This is a genomic window from Streptomyces hypolithicus (assembly GCF_052934925.1).
In genome coordinates, this window is the sequence record NZ_CM128811.1 from 4,910,812 (window position 1) to 4,928,826 (window position 18,015).

12 protein-coding genes and 2 pseudogenes are annotated in these 18,015 nt (G+C 70.0%); 10 read left to right on the forward strand and 4 right to left on the reverse strand.

Features of this window, described 5'->3' with window-relative positions; genetic code table 11:
* Positions 1-10 precede the first annotated feature (10 nt).
* The 4 genes from uvrB to ACU6WZ_RS23135 all read left to right on the forward strand — a co-directional run bounded on the left by uvrB (position 11) and on the right by ACU6WZ_RS23135 (position 6,345).
* Positions 11-2,158, forward strand: coding sequence for an excinuclease ABC subunit UvrB (gene uvrB, locus ACU6WZ_RS23120; RefSeq protein WP_447030085.1), 2,148 nt, complete (start codon positions 11-13; stop codon positions 2,156-2,158).
* Between the two features lie 185 nt (positions 2,159-2,343).
* Complete coding sequence (locus ACU6WZ_RS23125) at positions 2,344-2,910, forward strand: TerD family protein (protein WP_447034201.1); 567 nt, start codon at positions 2,344-2,346, stop codon at positions 2,908-2,910.
* Between the two features lie 147 nt (positions 2,911-3,057).
* Entirely contained in the window at positions 3,058-4,905 is a 1,848-nt protein-coding gene (locus tag ACU6WZ_RS23130; RefSeq protein ID WP_447030086.1) for a TerD family protein, read from the forward strand.
* Between the two features lie 441 nt (positions 4,906-5,346).
* Entirely contained in the window at positions 5,347-6,345 is a 999-nt protein-coding gene (locus ACU6WZ_RS23135; RefSeq protein WP_447030087.1) for a TerC family protein, read from the forward strand.
* A gap of 41 nt (positions 6,346-6,386) precedes the next feature.
* Here the strand turns inward: ACU6WZ_RS23135 and ACU6WZ_RS23140 are convergent.
* From ACU6WZ_RS23140 to ACU6WZ_RS23150, 3 genes and pseudogenes are all read right to left on the reverse strand, one after another.
* Positions 6,387-6,641, reverse strand: a pseudogene (locus ACU6WZ_RS23140) (MFS transporter); the annotation flags it as partial.
* A 97-nt stretch (positions 6,642-6,738) separates the two neighbouring features.
* Positions 6,739-7,395 (reverse strand): MBL fold metallo-hydrolase, encoded by a 657-nt coding sequence (locus ACU6WZ_RS23145; protein WP_447030088.1) that lies wholly within the window; start codon positions 7,393-7,395, stop codon positions 6,739-6,741.
* A 9-nt stretch (positions 7,396-7,404) separates the two neighbouring features.
* The gene (locus ACU6WZ_RS23150; protein ID WP_447030089.1) at positions 7,405-8,091 is read right to left on the reverse strand and encodes a maleylpyruvate isomerase family mycothiol-dependent enzyme; all 687 of its coding nucleotides are present in this window, start codon (positions 8,089-8,091) and stop codon (positions 7,405-7,407) included.
* 198 nt (positions 8,092-8,289) lie between these two features.
* Here ACU6WZ_RS23150 and uvrA point away from each other — a divergent pair, with 198 nt between their 5' ends.
* A complete protein-coding gene (gene uvrA, locus ACU6WZ_RS23155) occupies positions 8,290-11,232 on the forward strand; it encodes an excinuclease ABC subunit UvrA (RefSeq protein WP_447030090.1) in 2,943 nt (980 codons plus the stop codon).
* Between the two features lie 191 nt (positions 11,233-11,423).
* Here the strand turns inward: uvrA and ACU6WZ_RS23160 are convergent.
* A pseudogene (locus tag ACU6WZ_RS23160) lies at positions 11,424-12,342 on the reverse strand (carbohydrate kinase family protein).
* Positions 12,343-12,487: 145 nt separating this feature from the next.
* Between ACU6WZ_RS23160 and ACU6WZ_RS23165 the strand changes: the two are divergent.
* Genes ACU6WZ_RS23165 through whiA form a run of 5 tightly spaced genes read left to right on the forward strand, consistent with a single transcriptional unit; the run spans position 12,488 to position 17,950 of the window.
* The gene (locus ACU6WZ_RS23165) at positions 12,488-12,925 is read left to right on the forward strand and encodes a Rieske (2Fe-2S) protein (RefSeq protein WP_447030091.1); all 438 of its coding nucleotides are present in this window, start codon (positions 12,488-12,490) and stop codon (positions 12,923-12,925) included.
* A gap of 57 nt (positions 12,926-12,982) precedes the next feature.
* A complete protein-coding gene (uvrC, locus tag ACU6WZ_RS23170) occupies positions 12,983-15,010 on the forward strand; it encodes an excinuclease ABC subunit UvrC (RefSeq protein WP_447030093.1) in 2,028 nt (675 codons plus the stop codon).
* Entirely contained in the window at positions 15,007-15,942 is a 936-nt protein-coding gene (gene rapZ, locus ACU6WZ_RS23175) for an RNase adapter RapZ (protein ID WP_447030094.1), read from the forward strand. Before uvrC ends, rapZ begins: the two co-directional genes overlap by 4 nt.
* Positions 15,939-16,970: a gluconeogenesis factor YvcK family protein gene (locus ACU6WZ_RS23180; RefSeq protein ID WP_447030095.1), complete on the forward strand. Its 1,032-nt coding sequence runs from the start codon at positions 15,939-15,941 to the stop codon at positions 16,968-16,970. The genes rapZ and ACU6WZ_RS23180 overlap by 4 nt, the downstream gene beginning before the upstream one ends.
* Complete coding sequence (gene whiA, locus ACU6WZ_RS23185; protein WP_028813910.1) at positions 16,961-17,950, forward strand: DNA-binding protein WhiA; 990 nt, start codon at positions 16,961-16,963, stop codon at positions 17,948-17,950. The genes ACU6WZ_RS23180 and whiA overlap by 10 nt, the downstream gene beginning before the upstream one ends.
* The last annotated feature ends 65 nt before the right edge of the window (positions 17,951-18,015 follow it).

The window sequence follows — 18,015 nt, forward strand, 5'->3', positions numbered from 1 at the left end:
CGGTTTACTCATGCGGCCCGTTTCCCATATCGAACGTACGTTGGCGCCCTTCGAGGTCGTCAGTTCCTACCAGCCCAGCGGTGACCAGCCCACGGCCATCGCCGAGCTCGAGCGGCGCGTCCGGGCAGGTGAGAAGGACGTGGTCCTGCTCGGCGCGACCGGCACCGGCAAGTCGGCCACCACGGCCTGGATGATCGAGAAGCTCCAGCGCCCCACGCTCGTCATGGCGCCGAACAAAACCCTCGCAGCCCAGCTCGCGAACGAATTCCGCGAGCTCCTGCCGAACAACGCCGTCGAGTACTTCGTCTCGTACTACGACTACTACCAGCCCGAGGCGTACGTCCCGCAGTCGGACACCTACATCGAGAAGGACTCCTCCATCAACGAGGAGGTCGAGCGGCTGCGCCACTCCGCGACGAATTCGCTGCTCACCCGCCGCGACGTCATCGTGGTCGCGTCCGTCTCGTGCATCTACGGCCTCGGCACGCCGCAGGAGTACGTGGACCGCATGGTGCCGCTGAAGGTCGGAGAGGAGTTCGACCGCGACCAGTTGCTGCGCCGCTTCGTCGACATCCAGTACACCCGCAACGACGTGGCCTTCGCGCGCGGCACCTTCCGGGTCCGCGGCGACACCATCGAGATCTTCCCGGTCTACGAGGAGCTGGCCGTCCGCATCGAGATGTTCGGCGACGAGATCGAGGCGCTCTCCACGCTGCACCCGCTCACCGGCGAGATCATCAGCGAGGACGAGCAGCTGTACGTCTTCCCGGCCAGCCACTACGTCGCGGGACCCGAGCGCATGGAGAAGGCGGTCAGGGGCATCGAGAAGGAGCTGGAGGAGCGGCTGGGCGAGATGGAGAAGCAGGGCAAGATGCTGGAGGCCCAGCGTCTGCGCATGCGCACCACCTACGACCTCGAAATGATGCGCCAGATCGGCAGTTGCTCCGGCATCGAGAACTACTCGATGCACATGGACGACCGTTCGCCCGGCACCGCGCCGCACACCCTCATCGACTATTTCCCCGAAGACTTCCTGCTGGTCATCGACGAGTCGCACGTCACCGTTCCGCAGATCGGCGCGATGTACGAAGGCGACGCCTCGCGCAAGCGCACGCTCGTCGACCACGGCTTCCGGCTCCCGTCGGCCCTGGACAACCGGCCGCTGAAATGGGAGGAGTTCCAAAAGCGCGTCGGGCAGGCCGTCTACCTCTCGGCGACCCCGGGGGCGTACGAACTCTCCCGCTCCGACGGCTTCGTGGAGCAGATCATCCGCCCCACCGGCCTCATCGACCCCGAGGTCGTCATCAAGCCCACCGAGGGCCAGATCGACGACCTGGTGCACGAGATCAGGAAGCGCACCGACAAGGACGAGCGGGTCCTGGTCACCACGCTCACCAAGAAGATGGCCGAGGACCTCACCGAGTACTTCCTCGAACTCGGCATCCAGGTGCGATATCTGCACAGCGACGTCGACACCCTGCGCCGCGTCGAGCTGCTGCGCGAACTGCGCGCCGGTGAATACGACGTCCTCGTCGGCATCAACCTGCTGCGTGAGGGTCTCGACCTGCCCGAGGTGTCCCTGGTGGCCATCCTCGACGCCGACAAGGAGGGCTTCCTGCGCTCCGGGACGTCCCTGATCCAGACCATCGGCCGCGCGGCGCGCAATGTATCCGGCCAGGTCCACATGTACGCGGACAAGATCACCCCGGCGATGGAGAAGGCCATCGACGAGACCAACCGGCGCCGGGAGAAGCAGATCGCGTACAACACGGAGCGCGGAATCGACCCGCAGCCGCTGCGCAAGAAGATCAACGACATCGTCGCGACGATCGCCCGCGAGGAGGTCGACACCGAACAGCTCCTGGGCACCGGCTATCGCCAGGGCAAGGACGGTCAGGCAGCCAAGACGCCCGTCCCCGCGCTCGGTGGCAAGGCCGCCAAGGCGGGCAAGGGCGCCAAGGCCGGCGGGAAGGGCAAGAAGGGCGAAGTGCTCACCGACCGTCCGGCCGCCGAACTGGCCGTGCTCATCGAGGAGATGACCGACCGCATGCGGGCCGCAGCCGCGGAGCTCCAGTTCGAGGTGGCCGCGCGGCTGCGGGACGAGGTGGGCGAACTGAAGAAGGAACTGAGGCAGATGCGGGAAGCGGGGCAGGCCTGACAGCACGCCACCACCTGGTGTGTTGCAAGACCGATACAAAGTGAACGTCGCCTGTGGCAGCCCCCGCGCGACTGCGTAGGGTGCTGAAGAGCCGCGCACACGGGTGCGCGGCGAAGATTGTTGAGAGGGGACAGCGCGTGGTGGACGTATCCAAGGGCAACACGCCCGGAGGCCCTGGCGTCAACCTGACCAAGGGGCAGGCCATCAGCCTGCAGAAGAACGACGGGGGGACCCTGACCGCTGTCCGCATGGGACTGGGCTGGCAGGCAGCGCCGCGCCGCGGACTGTTCGGCTCGCGCACCCGCGAAGTCGACCTCGACGCCTCGGCGGTCCTGTTCGCGGACAAGCAGCCGATCGACGTCGTCTTCTTCCGTCACCTCGTCAGCGACGACGGCTCCGTGAAGCACACCGGTGACAACCTGGTCGGCGGCGCCGGGCAGGGCGGCGACGACGAGGCGATCCTCGTGGACCTCCAGCGGGTACCGGTCCACATCGACCAGATCGTCTTCACGGTGAACTCCTTCACCGGCCAGACGTTCCAGGAAGTGCAGAACGCGTTCTGCCGCATCGTCGACGAGACCAACGGTCAGGAGATCGCCCGTTACACGCTCGACGGCGGGGGCCAGTACACCGCCCAGATCATGGCGAAGGTGCACCGCTCCGGCGCCGGCTGGCAGATGACGGCCATCGGGAACCCGGCCAACGGCCGTACGTTCCAGGACCTGATGCCGTCGATCCTGCCGCACCTGTAGGCAGGCTCCGGCTGACGTGCGCGCAGCTCCCGGAGGCAGCCTGCCGCCGGGAGTTGCGCCTGTCGCGCCCCTGCGGCGACAGCTGACCGACTACGCGACACGCCGGCATAGCAACACAGCGACACAGCGACACGGGGGAGACACGCGATGAGGGCCGAGCTGGTCCGGGGGCAGAACCACCCCTTGCCCCAGGCGCGTCTGGAGATCCGGGTTTCGGCGGGACAGCCGGTCGTCGCCGGCGCCGGCCTCGGTGACGAGGGCGGCATCGTGCGCGGCACGGAGTGGGTCGCCCACCCCGGATCGCCGAACCTCCCCGGGATCGAGGTGTCCCGGCAGGCCGCTGCCCAGCACCGGCTCGCCGTCGATCTCGGCGAGTTGCCCGCAGCCGTCCACCGGGTGTACGTGCTGCTCGCGCTCCCGCTCGGCGCAGAAGCTCCCGCCCGCTTCGGCGCCCTCCCAGCCCCCTTCGTGTCCGTGACCGGGCCCGACGGGGCCGAGATCGCCGGGTACACCGTGACCGGACTCGACTCCGAGTCGGCAGTCGTCGCCCTGGAGCTCTACCGCAGGCAGGGCGGCTGGAAGGTGCGCGCCGTGGGCCAGGGGTACGCCGGCGGGCTCGCCGAGATGCTCGCCGATCAGGGGCTGCCCGGAGCGTACGGGCTCGCCGCCGCCATCCAGGACGCGGTCAGCAGCAGCCTGGCCAGGTCCCTGCCGGTCCCGCCGCCGGCCACCCCACCGGGCAGCCGCGCCACCGCCGCGAGCAGCCCCATCGACTATGCGCACCCCCGCCGCCGCGCCGGCGCGCCCACACCGCCCACCGCGCCACCCGCCACCGCGCCTGCCGCCACCGCGGGGCAGCACCCCCGGCCCGTCGCCGGTGACGCGACCGGCTGGACCATGGAGGAGCGGCTGTACAACCAGGTGTGGGGCATGTTCGAAGACCTGGCCCGCACCACCGCGGCGTATCGCAGCGCCGTCGACTTCGCCGAGTCCCGCCAGGAGCAGGAGCTCGACGCCGTACTGTCCGACCCACGCAACCGGATCGCCGCCACGGGGGCCGCCGCTCGCGAGGCGGCCCGCGCCAAGCACGACGCGCTAGTGGACCGGGCCCGCGACGTATTGGAGCGCGACCTCGCCCAGCTCGCCGCCGAGGCGGCGGTGGTCGAGCCCGCCCTGCCCGCGGCCTTCGCCTCCTGGGACAGCCAGGTCTGGCACGCCCACCAGGTTCCGATGGAGATCCCCATGGCGCTGCGCCTCGGTGATCTGCGTCTGCCCGAGCGGCCGGGCCTGTGCATCCCCATGCTGGTGCGCCTCCCGCTGGAGCGCGGCCTGTGGATCGACAGCGGCCGTACGGGCTCCGAGGCCGCGATGATGACGGAGTCCGACGAACTGCGCGCGGCAGCCATGCGGACCGCCGCCGCGCACGCCACACGCCTGCTGGCCGTGTATCCCGCCGGTGAGTTCACCGTCCATGTCATCGATCCGGCGGGGACGGGCGCGGCCGAACTGGCGCCACTGACAACGTCGGGGGTGCTCGACGCCCCGCCCGCGGCAGGCGCCCAGGGCGTGACAGCCGTCCTGGCCAAGCTCACACAGCGGGTGGACCTGGTGCAGATGGCGGTCCGGGGAGGGGCGGCGGACTCGCTCCCGCCCGGTCTGGACACCGCCGAGCAACTACTCATCGTCAACGACTTCCCGCACGGCTTCGACGACCGCGCCGTCACCCAGCTGCGCTACCTCGCCGACGAGGGCCCGGCGGTCGGCGTGCACCTGATGATGGTCGCCGACCGCGAGGACGCGAGTGCGTACGGACCGGTGCTCGACCCCCTGTGGCGTTCTCTGCTGCGTGTCACGCCGGTGCCCGACGACCACCTGATCGACCCCTGGGTGGGCCACACCTGGACGTACGAGCCACGGCTCCCGCCGCCCGGCAGCCGGGTCGTGCGCGATGTCCTCGCACAGGTGGCAGCCGCCAGGCGGGAACTGCGGCGCTGACCTAGGTCGTGTTTTAGAAGTCCCGTCTGTCTCGCGTGGTCTGGCACTTCCCCAAGGTCTCGGCTCCGCTCGACCAGGGGAGCCCCCATCCTCGCCGCGTTGCCGAAATGCCCTAGTAGCTCCGCTACGAGACTGTCCCGGCGCCTTGCGATCGCACGCACCAGACCACGCCGAACCCGCCCTCCGGGCGGACGACGCTGCTTCTAAAACACTCCCTAGAGCCTTGGGTACTCCTTACCCATCCCTTTACCTTCTCTTGGGTATTCCTGTACTCTTCGTGGAGCGGAGGGGAGTACTCCCGGCTGCGACGTACCCGTCAATACGGACCGCCATCGGTCCCGGGGCGTCGGCCCGCGGCGCGCGGTGATCGCGCCCGGGTGGAAGAGACCTCCGGCAGCGACGACGCTGAACGAGTTGCCGTAGCTATCTGCCGGAGGCGCAGTGGACGTTTCAATGACCCTGTGGGTGCTGACCATTCTTGGTCTGGTCGCCCTGATCGCAGTGGACTTCCTCATCGGGCGCAAGCCCCATGACGTGTCCGTCAAGGAAGCCGGGATCTGGACAGTCGTCTGGATCGTCCTGGCGGTGCTCTTCGGTCTCGGACTCCTGATATTCGGTACCACACAGGCATCCGGAGAGTTCTTCGCCGGCTTCATCACCGAGAAATCGCTCAGCGTCGACAATCTCTTCGTTTTCGTTCTGATCATGGCGAAGTTCTCGGTGCCGTCCCACCTGCAGCAGCGCGTTCTGCTCGTCGGCGTGCTGATCGCTCTGGTCCTGCGCGCGATATTCATCGCCGCCGGCGCCGCGGTCATCGCCAACTTCTCGTGGGTCTTCTACATCTTCGGTGCGTTCCTGATCTACACCGCCTGGAAGCTGATCCAGGAAGCGCGCGCCGACGACGAGGAGGAGGAGTTCGAGGAGAACCGCCTCCTGAAGTCCATCGAGAAGCGCTTCGGCGTCGCCGACCAGTACCACGGCACCAAGCTCTTCATCCGGAAGAACGGCAAGCGCGTCCTGACCCCGCTGATGGTGGTCATGCTCGCCATCGGCACCACCGACGTGCTGTTCGCGCTGGACTCCATCCCCGCGATCTTCGGCCTCACCCAGGACCCGTACATCGTCTTCACGGCCAACGCCTTCGCCCTGATGGGTCTGCGGCAGCTGTACTTCCTCATCGGCGGACTGCTCAAGAAGCTGGTCCACCTGAGCTACGGCCTGTCCGTCATCCTGGGCTTCATCGGCGTCAAGCTGGTGCTGCACGCACTGCATGAGTCCGGGGTCCACGTGCCCGAGATCTCCATCCCCTTCTCGCTGACGGTCATCTGCGGCGTGCTGATCGTGACCACGATCACGAGCCTCATCGCCAACAAGAAGGCGGAGCAGCGTGCGGAGGCGGAGGCGGCGACGGCCGCCGACAAGGAGAGCGTCGGGTCCTGACGCCCGGGTCGCCCACGGCCTGACCGCACCGGCCGGTGCGGTCAGGCCGTGGCCGTCTCCGGTACGGCGCCGGGCGCCGGCCGGGTCTCCGGCAGGAGCGCGAAACAGCCCAGGCTGAGCAGGGCGACGGCGGTCAGGTACGCCGCCACACCCCATGGCGTACCGTCGCCCTGCGCCGCCGCAGTCGCCACGAGCGGAGTCAGCGCGCCGCCCAGAACCCCCGCCAGGTTGTAACCGACGGCCGCCCCGGTGCAGCGCACCCTCGGCTCGTACAGCTCCGGCAGGCAGGCGGCGACACCGCGAACATGGCGGCGGCGGAAGCAGTCGGCCCCGGCACCCGCGAGCAGGCTCGCAGCAGTGGTCTCTCAGCGGTGGTGGTCTCCCACCAGGGTGCTACCAGCCGCGCATGCGCCACTCGGCCAGGTGCGGTCGCTCGGCGCCCAGCGTGGTGTCGGCGCCGTGACCGGGATAGACCCAGGTCTCGTCCGGCAGCCGCCCGAAGAGCTTCTCCTCGACGCCGCCGAGCAGGCTCGCGAAGGCCTCCGGGTCCTTCCAGGTGTTTCCCACACCACCGGGGAAGAGACAGTCCCCGGTGAAGACATGCGGGTGCCCGTGCGAGTCGTCGTAGACGAGGGCGACAGAGCCCGGCGTGTGACCCGCCAGGTGGCGGGCAGTGAGCTCTACATGCCCGACCCGGACGGTGTCGCCGTCCTCCAGCAGCACATCGGTGGGCACCGGGATGCCTTCCGCGTCGTGGCGACCCGCGTGGGTGCGGGCCCCGGTTGCCGCGACGACCTCGGACAGCGCCTGCCAGTGGTCGCCGTGGCGGTGCGTGGTGACGACGGACGCGATGCCGTCGTCACCGATCAGCCGCAGCAGCGTGCGCGGTTCGGCGGCCGCGTCGATCAGCAGCTGCTCACCGGTGTCCCGGCAGCGCAGCAGGTACGCGTTGTTGTTCGAGGACCCGACGGCGACCTTGGAGATCATCAGGTCCGTGAGCTCGTGCACGTCCGCAGGACCGCCGACCCGCACCGTTCCGCTGTACGTCATGGGCTCAGCCTATAGCCGCGGCAGAACGGGCAGCGGGCCTCCCGCGCTGTCCAGGGCGGCGCCGTCGCGGCGGCCGGCGAGCCAGCCCATCAGATCGGGCACCGGGCCGGCGACGTTCACGGGAACGCCTTCGCCGCGGCCCGTACGCCACTGCTGTCCCTCGGGTGAGGTGAGCAGCATCGTGGGAACGTCGGGGTTTCCCGTGAACCGCTCGGCGAGGAAGGCGGTCTCGCGATGCGTGAACTCCTCCGGCAGATCTTCCAGCTCGTAGCCCGCCCCCAGGTCGACATGGTGCAGCTCGACCTCGACGAGCCGCCGGAAGGGGATGCGGGAGGCCGCGTCCGTGACGCCGTTGCGCAGGGCGACCGTACGGGACCAGTCGGCGGGGACGGCGGCCGCCTCGTCGAAGCGGGCCGCGCTGTCACGGACATCCTCGAGGTGCAAGGCGAGGGGGCGGTGTGCGTCACGCTCGATGTCGGCGTCGCGGACCTGTGCGTCGGCATACATGGGACGGCCCGCCAGGACGTTCACGAGGGCGTCCGCGTTACGGGCGACGTGGGCCAGCAGATGGCCACGGGTCCAGCCGGGCAGCCGTGACGCTTCGCTCACGGCGCCGTTGTCCAGCTTGCCGGCAGCGGCGAGGAGCCGGTCGGTCGCTTCGCGTACAGAGGCCAGGTCGCGCACATGATCGTTCATGGTGTCGACGATAGTCCGGCCACACGATCGGGTGAACCCGTTTGGGCAACGCTGTAAATCGAATGCACGTGCTATAGGCTCGTCGGAGGCATCAGGAATCCTCACAACATCACTGTGGTTACCCCCCATAGCCTGAGAACCGTCCGAGATCGTGGGGGCTCAGTCTCTCTGCCTCTCTGAAGAAAGGTGCGGACCGGCGTGGCCGACCGTCTCATCGTTCGTGGCGCTCGCGAGCACAACCTCAAGAACGTCTCGCTCGACCTCCCGCGTGACTCCCTCATCGTGTTCACCGGGCTGTCCGGGTCGGGCAAGTCGTCCCTCGCGTTCGACACGATCTTCGCCGAGGGGCAGCGCCGTTACGTCGAGTCGCTCTCCTCGTACGCCCGGCAGTTCCTGGGGCAGATGGACAAGCCCGACGTGGACTTCATCGAGGGTCTGTCGCCCGCGGTGTCCATCGACCAGAAGTCGACCTCGCGCAACCCGCGCTCGACGGTCGGCACCATCACCGAGGTCTACGACTACCTCCGCCTGCTCTTCGCCCGTATCGGCAAGCCGCACTGTCCCGAGTGCGGCCGGCCCATCGCCCGCCAGTCGCCGCAGGCCATCGTCGACAAGGTCCTGGAGCTGCCCGAGGGCAGCCGCTTCCAGGTACTGTCGCCCCTGGTGCGCGAGCGCAAGGGCGAGTTCGTCGACCTCTTCGCCGACCTCCAGACCAAGGGCTACAGCCGCGCACGGGTGGACGGCGAGACCATCCAGCTGAGCGAGCCGCCCAAGCTGAAGAAGCAGGAGAAGCACACCATCGAGGTGGTCATCGACCGCCTGACGGTGAAGGACAGCGCCAAGCGCCGCCTCACGGACTCCGTGGAGACCGCTCTCGGCCTGGCCGGCGGCATGGTCATCCTCGACTTCGTCGACCTCCCGGCCGAGGACCCCGAGCGTGAGCGGATGTACTCCGAGCACCTCTACTGCACGTACGACGGCCTGTCGTTCGAAGAGCTGGAGCCCAGGTCCTTCTCGTTCAACTCGCCCTTCGGCGCCTGCCCGGACTGCACCGGCATCGGCACCCGCATGGAGGTCGACGCCGAGCTGATCGTCCCGGACGAGGACAAGTCCCTCGACGAGGGCGCGATCAACCCGTGGTCCCACGGGCACACCAAGGACTACTTCGCCCGCCTCGTCGGCGCGCTCGCGGACGCCCTGGGCTTCCGTACGGACATCCCCTGGGCCGGACTGCCGCAGCGAGCGAAGAAGGCGCTGCTGTACGGCCACAAGACCCAGATCGAGGTCCGCTACCGCAACAGGTACGGGCGCGAGCGGGCGTACACCACCGCCTTCGAGGGCGCGGTGCCCTTCGTCAAGCGGCGTCACTCCGAGGCCGAGAGCGACTCCAGCAGGGAGCGCTTCGAGGGCTACATGCGCGAGGTGCCCTGCCCGACGTGCGAGGGCACCCGCCTCAAGCCCCTCGTCCTCGCGGTCACGGTCATGGAGAAGTCCATCGCCGAGGTGTCCGCGATGTCGATCAGCGACTGCGCGGACTTCCTGGCCCGGCTGAAGCTGGACGCCCGCGACAAGAAGATCGCCGAACGCGTGCTGAAGGAGGTCAACGAGCGGCTGAAGTTCCTGGTCGACGTGGGCCTGGACTACCTGTCCCTCAACCGCGCGGCCGGCACTCTCTCCGGCGGCGAGGCCCAGCGCATCCGCCTCGCCACCCAGATCGGCTCCGGCCTCGTCGGCGTGCTGTACGTCCTGGACGAGCCGTCCATCGGCCTGCACCAGCGCGACAACCACCGCCTCATCGAGACGCTGGTCCGGCTCCGGGACATGGGCAACACGCTGATCGTCGTCGAGCACGACGAGGACACCATCAAGGTGGCCGACTGGATCGTCGACATCGGCCCCGGCGCCGGTGAGCACGGCGGCAAGGTCGTGCACAGCGGCTCGCTGAAGGAGCTGCTGGCCAACAAGGAGTCGATCACCGGCCAGTACCTGGCCGGCAAGCGGGCCATCGCCATGCCGGACATCCGCCGCCCCGTGGACCCGTCGCGGCAGCTCACCGTCCACGGCGCGCGGGAGAACAACCTGCGCGACATCGACGTGTCGTTCCCGCTGGGTGTACTGACGGCTGTCACCGGCGTCTCGGGCTCCGGAAAGTCGACGCTGGTCAACGACATCCTCTACACGCACCTGGCCCGCGAACTGAACGGCGCCCGCACGGTGCCCGGCCGTCACACCCGCGTGGAGGGCGATGACCTCGTCGACAAGGTGGTCCACGTCGACCAGTCGCCGATCGGCCGCACGCCCCGCTCGAACCCGGCGACGTACACAGGTGTCTTCGACAACGTCCGCAAGCTGTTCGCCGAGACGATGGAGGCGAAGGTGCGCGGCTATCTGCCGGGCCGGTTCTCCTTCAACGTCAAGGGCGGGCGCTGCGAGAACTGCTCGGGCGACGGCACGATCAAGATCGAGATGAACTTCCTGCCGGACGTGTACGTCCCGTGCGAGGTCTGCCACGGGGCGCGCTACAACCGCGAGACGCTCGAAGTCCACTACAAGGGCAAGTCCATCGCCGAGGTGCTGGACATGCCGATCGAGGAGGCCCTGGGCTTCTTCGAGGCCGTTCCCAAGATCGCCCGTCACCTGCGGACCCTCAACGAGGTGGGACTGGGGTACGTCCGCCTCGGCCAGTCCGCGCCGACCCTGTCGGGCGGCGAGGCGCAGCGCGTGAAGCTCGCGTCCGAACTCCAGAAGCGGTCCACCGGCCGCACGGTGTACGTCCTGGACGAGCCGACCACGGGTCTGCACTTCGAGGACATCTCGAAACTCATCACGGTCCTGTCGGGCCTGGTCGACAAGGGCAACTCGGTGATCGTCATCGAGCACAACATGGACGTCATCAAGACGGCGGACTGGGTCGTCGACATGGGGCCCGAGGGCGGCAACGGGGGTGGCCTGGTCATCGCCGAGGGCACACCGGAGCAGGTGGCGGCCGTGCCGACGAGCCACACAGGCAAGTTCCTCAGGGACATCCTGGGGGACCGGGTGAGCGACGCGACTCCGGCGAAGAAGCGGGCGCCGGCGAAGAAGAAGGCGGCGGTCGCCAAGGCCCCGGCCGAGAAGGCAGTCCGCGCTCGCCGGGCCTGACGTACGGCCGCGGGGGCCCCGGCGGGGCTTTTTGCCGCCCCGACCCGCCCCTTCCCGCCGTGACGTTGTGCGACTCCGCTGCGTGGGGGCTCCACCCCAGGGCCCCGCCCCTGACTCGCCGGAGGGCTGGATGCTGCCGCGCTTGCGGCACATTCAAGCCCGTCCGGCGTTTGAGGACACGCCCGAAGGCGTCAGGGCGTCATTTCCCGCGCCCACGGCGGCTCGGCACCCGCGGCACGTGACCGCCGCCGCCCGGGCCGCGAAAGCCAGCGTGTCGCCCCACGCGGCCCCGTCGAGCGCCTCCACCCCCCGCACCGACAGCGCACCCAGGCCTGAAAGCCGGTGCAGCACCGCCGCGCTCACGGTGTCACCGGCGCCGATCGTGTCGGCCACCGCGCCGCCCCGCACCGCCGCCGGTACGGTCACCTCCGAGCCGGACCGTGCACGTACCGTCAGCCCTGCCGCACCCCGCGTCAGCACCACCGCCGACGGACCGGCCGCCAGCCACTCGTCCACGGACCCGCCCAGCCAGCGCGCGTCGTCCTCCGACAGCTTCAGCACCGAGACATGGGGCAGCCAGCTCCGGAAGCGGGCCCGGTAGGCGTCGGCGTCCGGGATCAGGCCGGGCCTGATGTTCGGGTCCAGGAGGGTGAACAGCCCCCGCCCCGCCTCCCGCCGCAGCAGCGCCTCGTACGCACTCGCCCCCGGCTCCAGGACCAGCGAGCAGGTGCCGAACGCGACGGCCCGTACGCCGGCCGGAAGCTCCTCCGGGAGCTCGAACAGCCGGTCCGCGCTGCCCTCGGCGTAGAACCCGTAGCCCGCCGATCCGTCAGCCCCCAGCGTCGCCACCGCCAGCGTCGTCGGCTCGGGGCCGCGCTGGACCAAGGACGTGTCCGCCTGAGCCGCCCGCAGCCCGCCCAGGAGCGCTTCGCCGAAGCCGTCCGTCGAGACCCGGGAGCAGAACGCCGCGCCCGAGCCCAGCCGCCCCAGGGCGATCGCGGTGTTGTACGGTCCGCCGCCCAGCCGCGGCAGCAGTGGCGCCAGTGCGCCCGCGCCGCACGTCCCTTGCGGAACCAGGTCGATGAGCGACTCTCCGGCGACGACGATCACGGCCCGAACGTAACCCATCGCCGTCCGCCGGGACAGCCCGCGCGGGGCCCGCCGAGCCTCGCCGGTATCGTCGGATCCGTCACCGGCGCCATCGGCGTCCCGGACGCTTCCCCCGCTGCTTGCGCTCTTGATGTGTGGAGACCTCATGCCCGGCCAGTTCGCCCCCCGCCGCACCGTGCTGAAGGGCGCCGCCCTCGCCGGCGCGGCCGGCCTGGGCGCGGCGGCGTGCTCCACCGAGTCGAAGCTCGGCCGCGCCAAGCCCCTCCCGTCCACGCCGGTGCCCCTCGGCGCCGCGGACGAGGTCCCCGTCGGTGGTGCGAAGCTCTACCGCGAGCAGCGCATCGTCGTCAGCTGCCCCGCCGAGGGAGAGTTCAAGGCGTTCAGCGCCCAGTGCACGCACGCCGGCTGCGTCCTGGACAAGGTCGAGAAGGGCGAGGGTAACTGTCCGTGCCACGGCAGCCGGTTCGACCTCACCACGGGTGAGGTGCTGCGGGGGCCGGCAACCGTCCCGCTGCCTGCGATCCCGGTCGAGGCCAAGGCCGGCAGGCTCGTCGCGGTCCCCGGGCCGAGCCCGGAAGCCTGACCTCTCGCGCACCTGGGCGCCCCCGCGCTGTCACTGCCCGCAAGTAGGGTGTGAGACATGGCAGACCCCTCCAGCTACCGCCCCAAGCCGGGACAGATCCCCGACTCGCCGGGGGTCTACAGGTTCCGTGACGACCACCGCCGGGTGATCTACGTCGGGAAGGCGAAAAGCCTGCGCCCGCGCCTGTCCTCGTACTTCCAGGATTTGGCCAACCTCCACCCGCGCACCCGCACCATGGTCACCACGGCCGCCTCCGTCGAGTGGACCGTGGTCTCCACCGAGGTCGAGGCGCTTCAGCTGGAGTACTCCTGGATCAAGGAGTACGACCCCCGTTTCAACGTCAAGTACCGCGACGACAAGAGCTACCCGTCGCTGGCGGTCACTCTGGGGGAAGAGTTCCCCAGGGTGCAGGTCATGCGTGGCCCCAAGCGGAAGGGCGTGCGCTACTTCGGTCCGTACGGACACGCCTGGGCGATCCGCGAGACCGTGGACCTGATGCTCCGCGTCTTCCCCGTACGCACCTGCTCGGCCGGCGTCTTCAAGAACGCCGCCAGGACCGGCCGTCCCTGCCTCCTCGGCTACATCGGCAAGTGTTCCGCACCCTGCGTCGGCCGCGTCACGCCCGACGAGCACCGCGAACTCGCCGACGAGTTCTGCGAGTTCATGGCCGGCCGCACCGGCCAGTACCTCAAGCGCATCGAAGCGCAGATGCACGAGGCCGCCGAGGACATGGAGTACGAGAAGGCCGCCCGCCTGCGCGACGACCTCGGCGCTCTGCGCCGCGCCCTGGAGAAGAACGCGGTGGTGTTCAACGACGCCACCGACGCCGACCTGATCGCTGTCGCCGAGGACGAGCTGGAAGCCGCCGTCCAGATCTTCCACGTACGGGGGGGACGCGTCCGTGGCCAGCGCGGCTGGGTCACCGACAAGGTCGAGGCCGTCGACACCGCCGGACTCGTCGAGCACGCGCTCCAGCAGCTCTACGGCGAGGAGCAGGGCGACGCGGTGCCCAAGGAGGTCCTCGTACCCGCCCTCCCGGAGGACGCCCCGGCGGTCTCCCAGTGGCTCGCGCAGAAGCGTGGTTCCCAGGTGTCATTGCGCATCCCACAGCGCGGCGACAAGAAGGACCTGATGGCGACGGTCCAGCGCAACGCCCAGCAGGCCCTCGTACTGCACAAGACCAAACGGGCGTCCGACCTGACGACCCGCTCCCGCGCCCTGGAGGAGATCGCCGAGGCGCTCGGTCTCGACTCCGCCCCGCTGCGCGTCGAGTGCTTCGACATCTCCCACCTCCAGGGCGACGACGTGGTGGCCTCCATGGTGGTCTTCGAGGACGGTCTGCCCCGCAAGAGTGAGTACCGGCGGTTCCAGATCAAGACCTTCGAGGGCCAGGACGACGTCCGCGCCATGCACGAAGTGCTCACCCGTCGCTTCCGGCGCTACCTCGTGGAGAAGGAGAAGACGGGGGAGTGGCCCGCCGATGGTGAGGTTGTGGCGGACACTGCACTGGAGGACGACGGCAGGCCGAAGCGTTTCGCGTACCCGCCGCAGCTCGTCGTCGTCGACGGGGGGCAGCCCCAGGTGGCCGCCGCGCAGCGCGCCCTCGACGAGCTCGGCATCGACGACGTCGCCGTCTGCGGCCTCGCCAAGCGCCTTGAGGAGGTCTGGGTGCCCGGCGAGGACGACCCGGTGGTGCTGCCGCGCAACAGCGAAGGGCTCTACCTCCTCCAGCGGGTCCGCGACACGGCCCACGACTTCGCCATCCGCTACCAGCGCACCAAGCGTGCCCAGCGTTTCAGGGCCGGTCCGCTCGATACCGTCGCCGGACTCGGCGACACCCGCAAACGGGCCCTGATCAAGCACTTCGGGTCGGTGAAGAGGCTCCGGTCGGCGACAATCGACCAGATCTGCGAGGTCCCGGGGATAGGCCGCAAGACGGCCGAGACCGTCGCCGCGGCGCTCGCTCGGGCCGCGCCGGCAGCACCCGCCGTGAACACGGCGACAGGAGAGATCATTGAACACGACGAGGAACCCGCGGCGACCGCACCCGCGGTCTCCCCGCCGGATCGGGGGCAGCAGGAATGACTGAGCACAACGGAGACGGAGCACACGTGAGTACGGGCACGACCGGGGAGACCGGTGAGGCGACCGAGCCGGCCATCCCCGAGCTGGTGATCATCTCGGGCATGTCGGGAGCGGGCCGCAGTACCGCCGCGAAGTGCCTCGAAGACCTCGGCTGGTTCGTCGTCGACAACCTGCCGCCCGCCCTGATCCCCACCATGGTGGAGCTCGGCGCCCGCTCGCAGGGCAACGTGGCCAGGATCGCGGTCGTCGTCGACGTCCGCGGCCGGCGCTTCTTCGACAACCTGCGCGAATCCCTCGCCGACCTGGACGCCAAGGAGGTCACCCGGCGCATCGTCTTCCTGGAGTCCTCGGACGACGCCCTGGTACGCCGCTTCGAGTCCGTACGCCGCCCCCACCCGCTCCAGGGCGACGGCAGGATCACCGACGGCATCGCGGCCGAACGCGACCTGCTGCGCGAGCTGCGCGGCGACGCCGACCTGGTCATCGACACCTCCAGCCTCAACGTCCACGAACTGCGCGCCAAGATGGACGCCCAGTTCGCCGGCGACGACGAGCCGCAGCTGCGCGCCACCGTCATGTCCTTCGGCTACAAGTACGGCCTGCCGGTCGACGCCGACCTCGTCGTCGACTGCCGCTTCCTGCCCAACCCGCACTGGGTCCCCGAGCTGCGCCCCTTCACAGGCCTCAACGAAGAGGTCTCCGGTTATGTCTTCAACCAGCCCGGCGCCAAGGAGTTCCTCGACCAGTACACCGAGCTGCTCCAGCTCATCGCCGCCGGCTACCGCCGCGAGGGCAAGCGCTACGTGACCATCGCCGTCGGCTGTACGGGCGGCAAGCACCGCAGCGTCGCCATGTCGGAGAAGCTCGCCGCCCGGCTGTCCTTTGAAGGCGTCGAGACCGTCCTCGTCCACCGGGACATGGGGCGCGAGTGACCGGACGCAACCTCCGCCTGCGACGGCTGCGCGGCAGTGACGCGCGGCCGCTGCGGGGGCGCGGCGCCCAGCCCAAGGTCGTCGCCCTCGGCGGCGGTATGGGTCTGTCCGCGTCGCTCACCGCGCTGCGCCGCATCACCGGCGACCTGACCGCCGTGGTCACCGTCGCCGACGACGGAGGCTCCAGCGGACGGCTGCGGGACGAGCTGGGCGTACTCCCGCCCGGTGACCTGCGCAAGGCGCTCGCGGCGCTGTGCGGGGACGACGACTGGGGCCAGACCTGGGCCCGCGTCATCCAGCACCGCTTCTCCAGCCGCGGAGACCTGCACGAGCACGCTGTCGGCAACCTGCTGATCGTCGCCCTCTGGGAGCAGCTCGGCGACCATGTGCAGGCCCTGGACCTGGTCGGCAAGCTTCTGGGGGCGCACGGCCGGGTGCTGCCCATGTCCGCGGTGCCGCTGGAGCTCCAGGCGCTCGTGCGGGGGCACGACCCCCGGCGCCCCGACGACGTGGACACGGTCCGCGGTCAGGCGACCGTCGCGCTCACCCCGGGCGAGGTGCAGTCGGTGCATCTCGTCCCGCACGACCCGCCGGCCGTCCCGGAGGCGGTCGCAGCCGTCCTGGACGCGGACTGGGTGGTGCTCGGACCGGGCTCCTGGTTCTCCTCGGTGATCCCGCACCTGCTGGTGCCCGAGCTGCTGGACGCGCTGGTCTCGACGAAGGCCCGCAAGGTCCTCTCGCTCAACCTCGCTCCGCAACCCGGCGAAACCGATGGGTTCTCTCCGCAGCGTCATTTGGAGGTTTTGGGACGACACGCCCCTAAACTCGCCCTGGACGTGGTGTTGGCCGACGAGGCTGCCGTGCCCGACCGGGAGTCCCTCTCCGATGCCGCCAAGCGGCTCGGCGCGGCGGTCGAGCTGGCGCCGGTCGCCGCGCCCGACGGCTCTCCGATCCACGATCCGGAGCTGTTGGCCGCCGCGTACGACCGTATTTTTCGGATGCATGGAAGGATCGGCCCATGGCGATGACGGCAGCGGTGAAGGACGAAATCTCCCGGCTCCCCGTCACCCGGACCTGCTGCAGGAAGGCGGAGGTCTCGGCGATTCTTCGGTTCGCGGGCGGGCTGCACCTGGTGAGCGGCAGGATCGTGATCGAAGCGGAGCTGGACGTCAGCTTCGCGGCCCGGAGGCTCAAGAAGGACATCCTGGAGATTTTCGGCCACCACTCCGAGCTGGTGGTGATGGCGCCGAGCGGGCTGCGCCGCGGTTCGCGCTACCTCGTTCGGGTGGTTGCCGGCGGCGACCAGCTGGCGCGCCAGACGGGTCTCGTCGACGGCCGCGGCCGGCCCATCCGGGGCCTGCCCCCGCAGGTCGTCTCCGGTGCGACCTGTGACGCCGAAGCCGCCTGGCGCGGTGCGTTCCTCGCACACGGTTCGCTCACCGAGCCCGGCCGCTCGTCCTCGTTGGAGGTGACCTGCCCGGGGCCCGAGGCCGCACTCGCCCTGGTCGGCGCCGCCCGCAGGCTCTCCATCGGCGCCAAGGCGCGCGAGGTGCGAGGCGTGGACCGGGTCGTCGTACGGGACGGGGACGCGATCGGCGCGCTGCTGACCCGCCTCGGGGCGCACGAGTCGGTGCTGGCCTGGGAGGAGCGGCGGATGCGCCGCGAGGTCCGCGCCACCGCCAACCGCCTGGCCAATTTCGACGACGCGAATCTGCGGCGCTCCGCGCGGGCCGCGGTGGCCGCGGGTGCCCGGGTGGGGCGTGCGCTGGAGATCCTCGGCGAGGAGGTCCCCGAGCACCTGGCCGCCGCCGGCCGCCTGCGCATGGACCACAAGCAGGCCTCCCTGGAGGAGCTGGGCGCGCTCGCCGACCCGCCGCTGACCAAGGACGCCGTGGCGGGGCGGATCCGCCGTCTGCTGGCGATGGCGGACAAGCGGGCGCAGGACCTGGGCATCCCCGGCACGGAGTCCACCATCACCGAGGAGATGGCCGACGGTCTGGTCGGCTGACCCGGTGGAGCAGTCCGTACAGCCCGCCGGCGCCCTCATGGGGGCGCCGGCGGGGCTATTTCGTA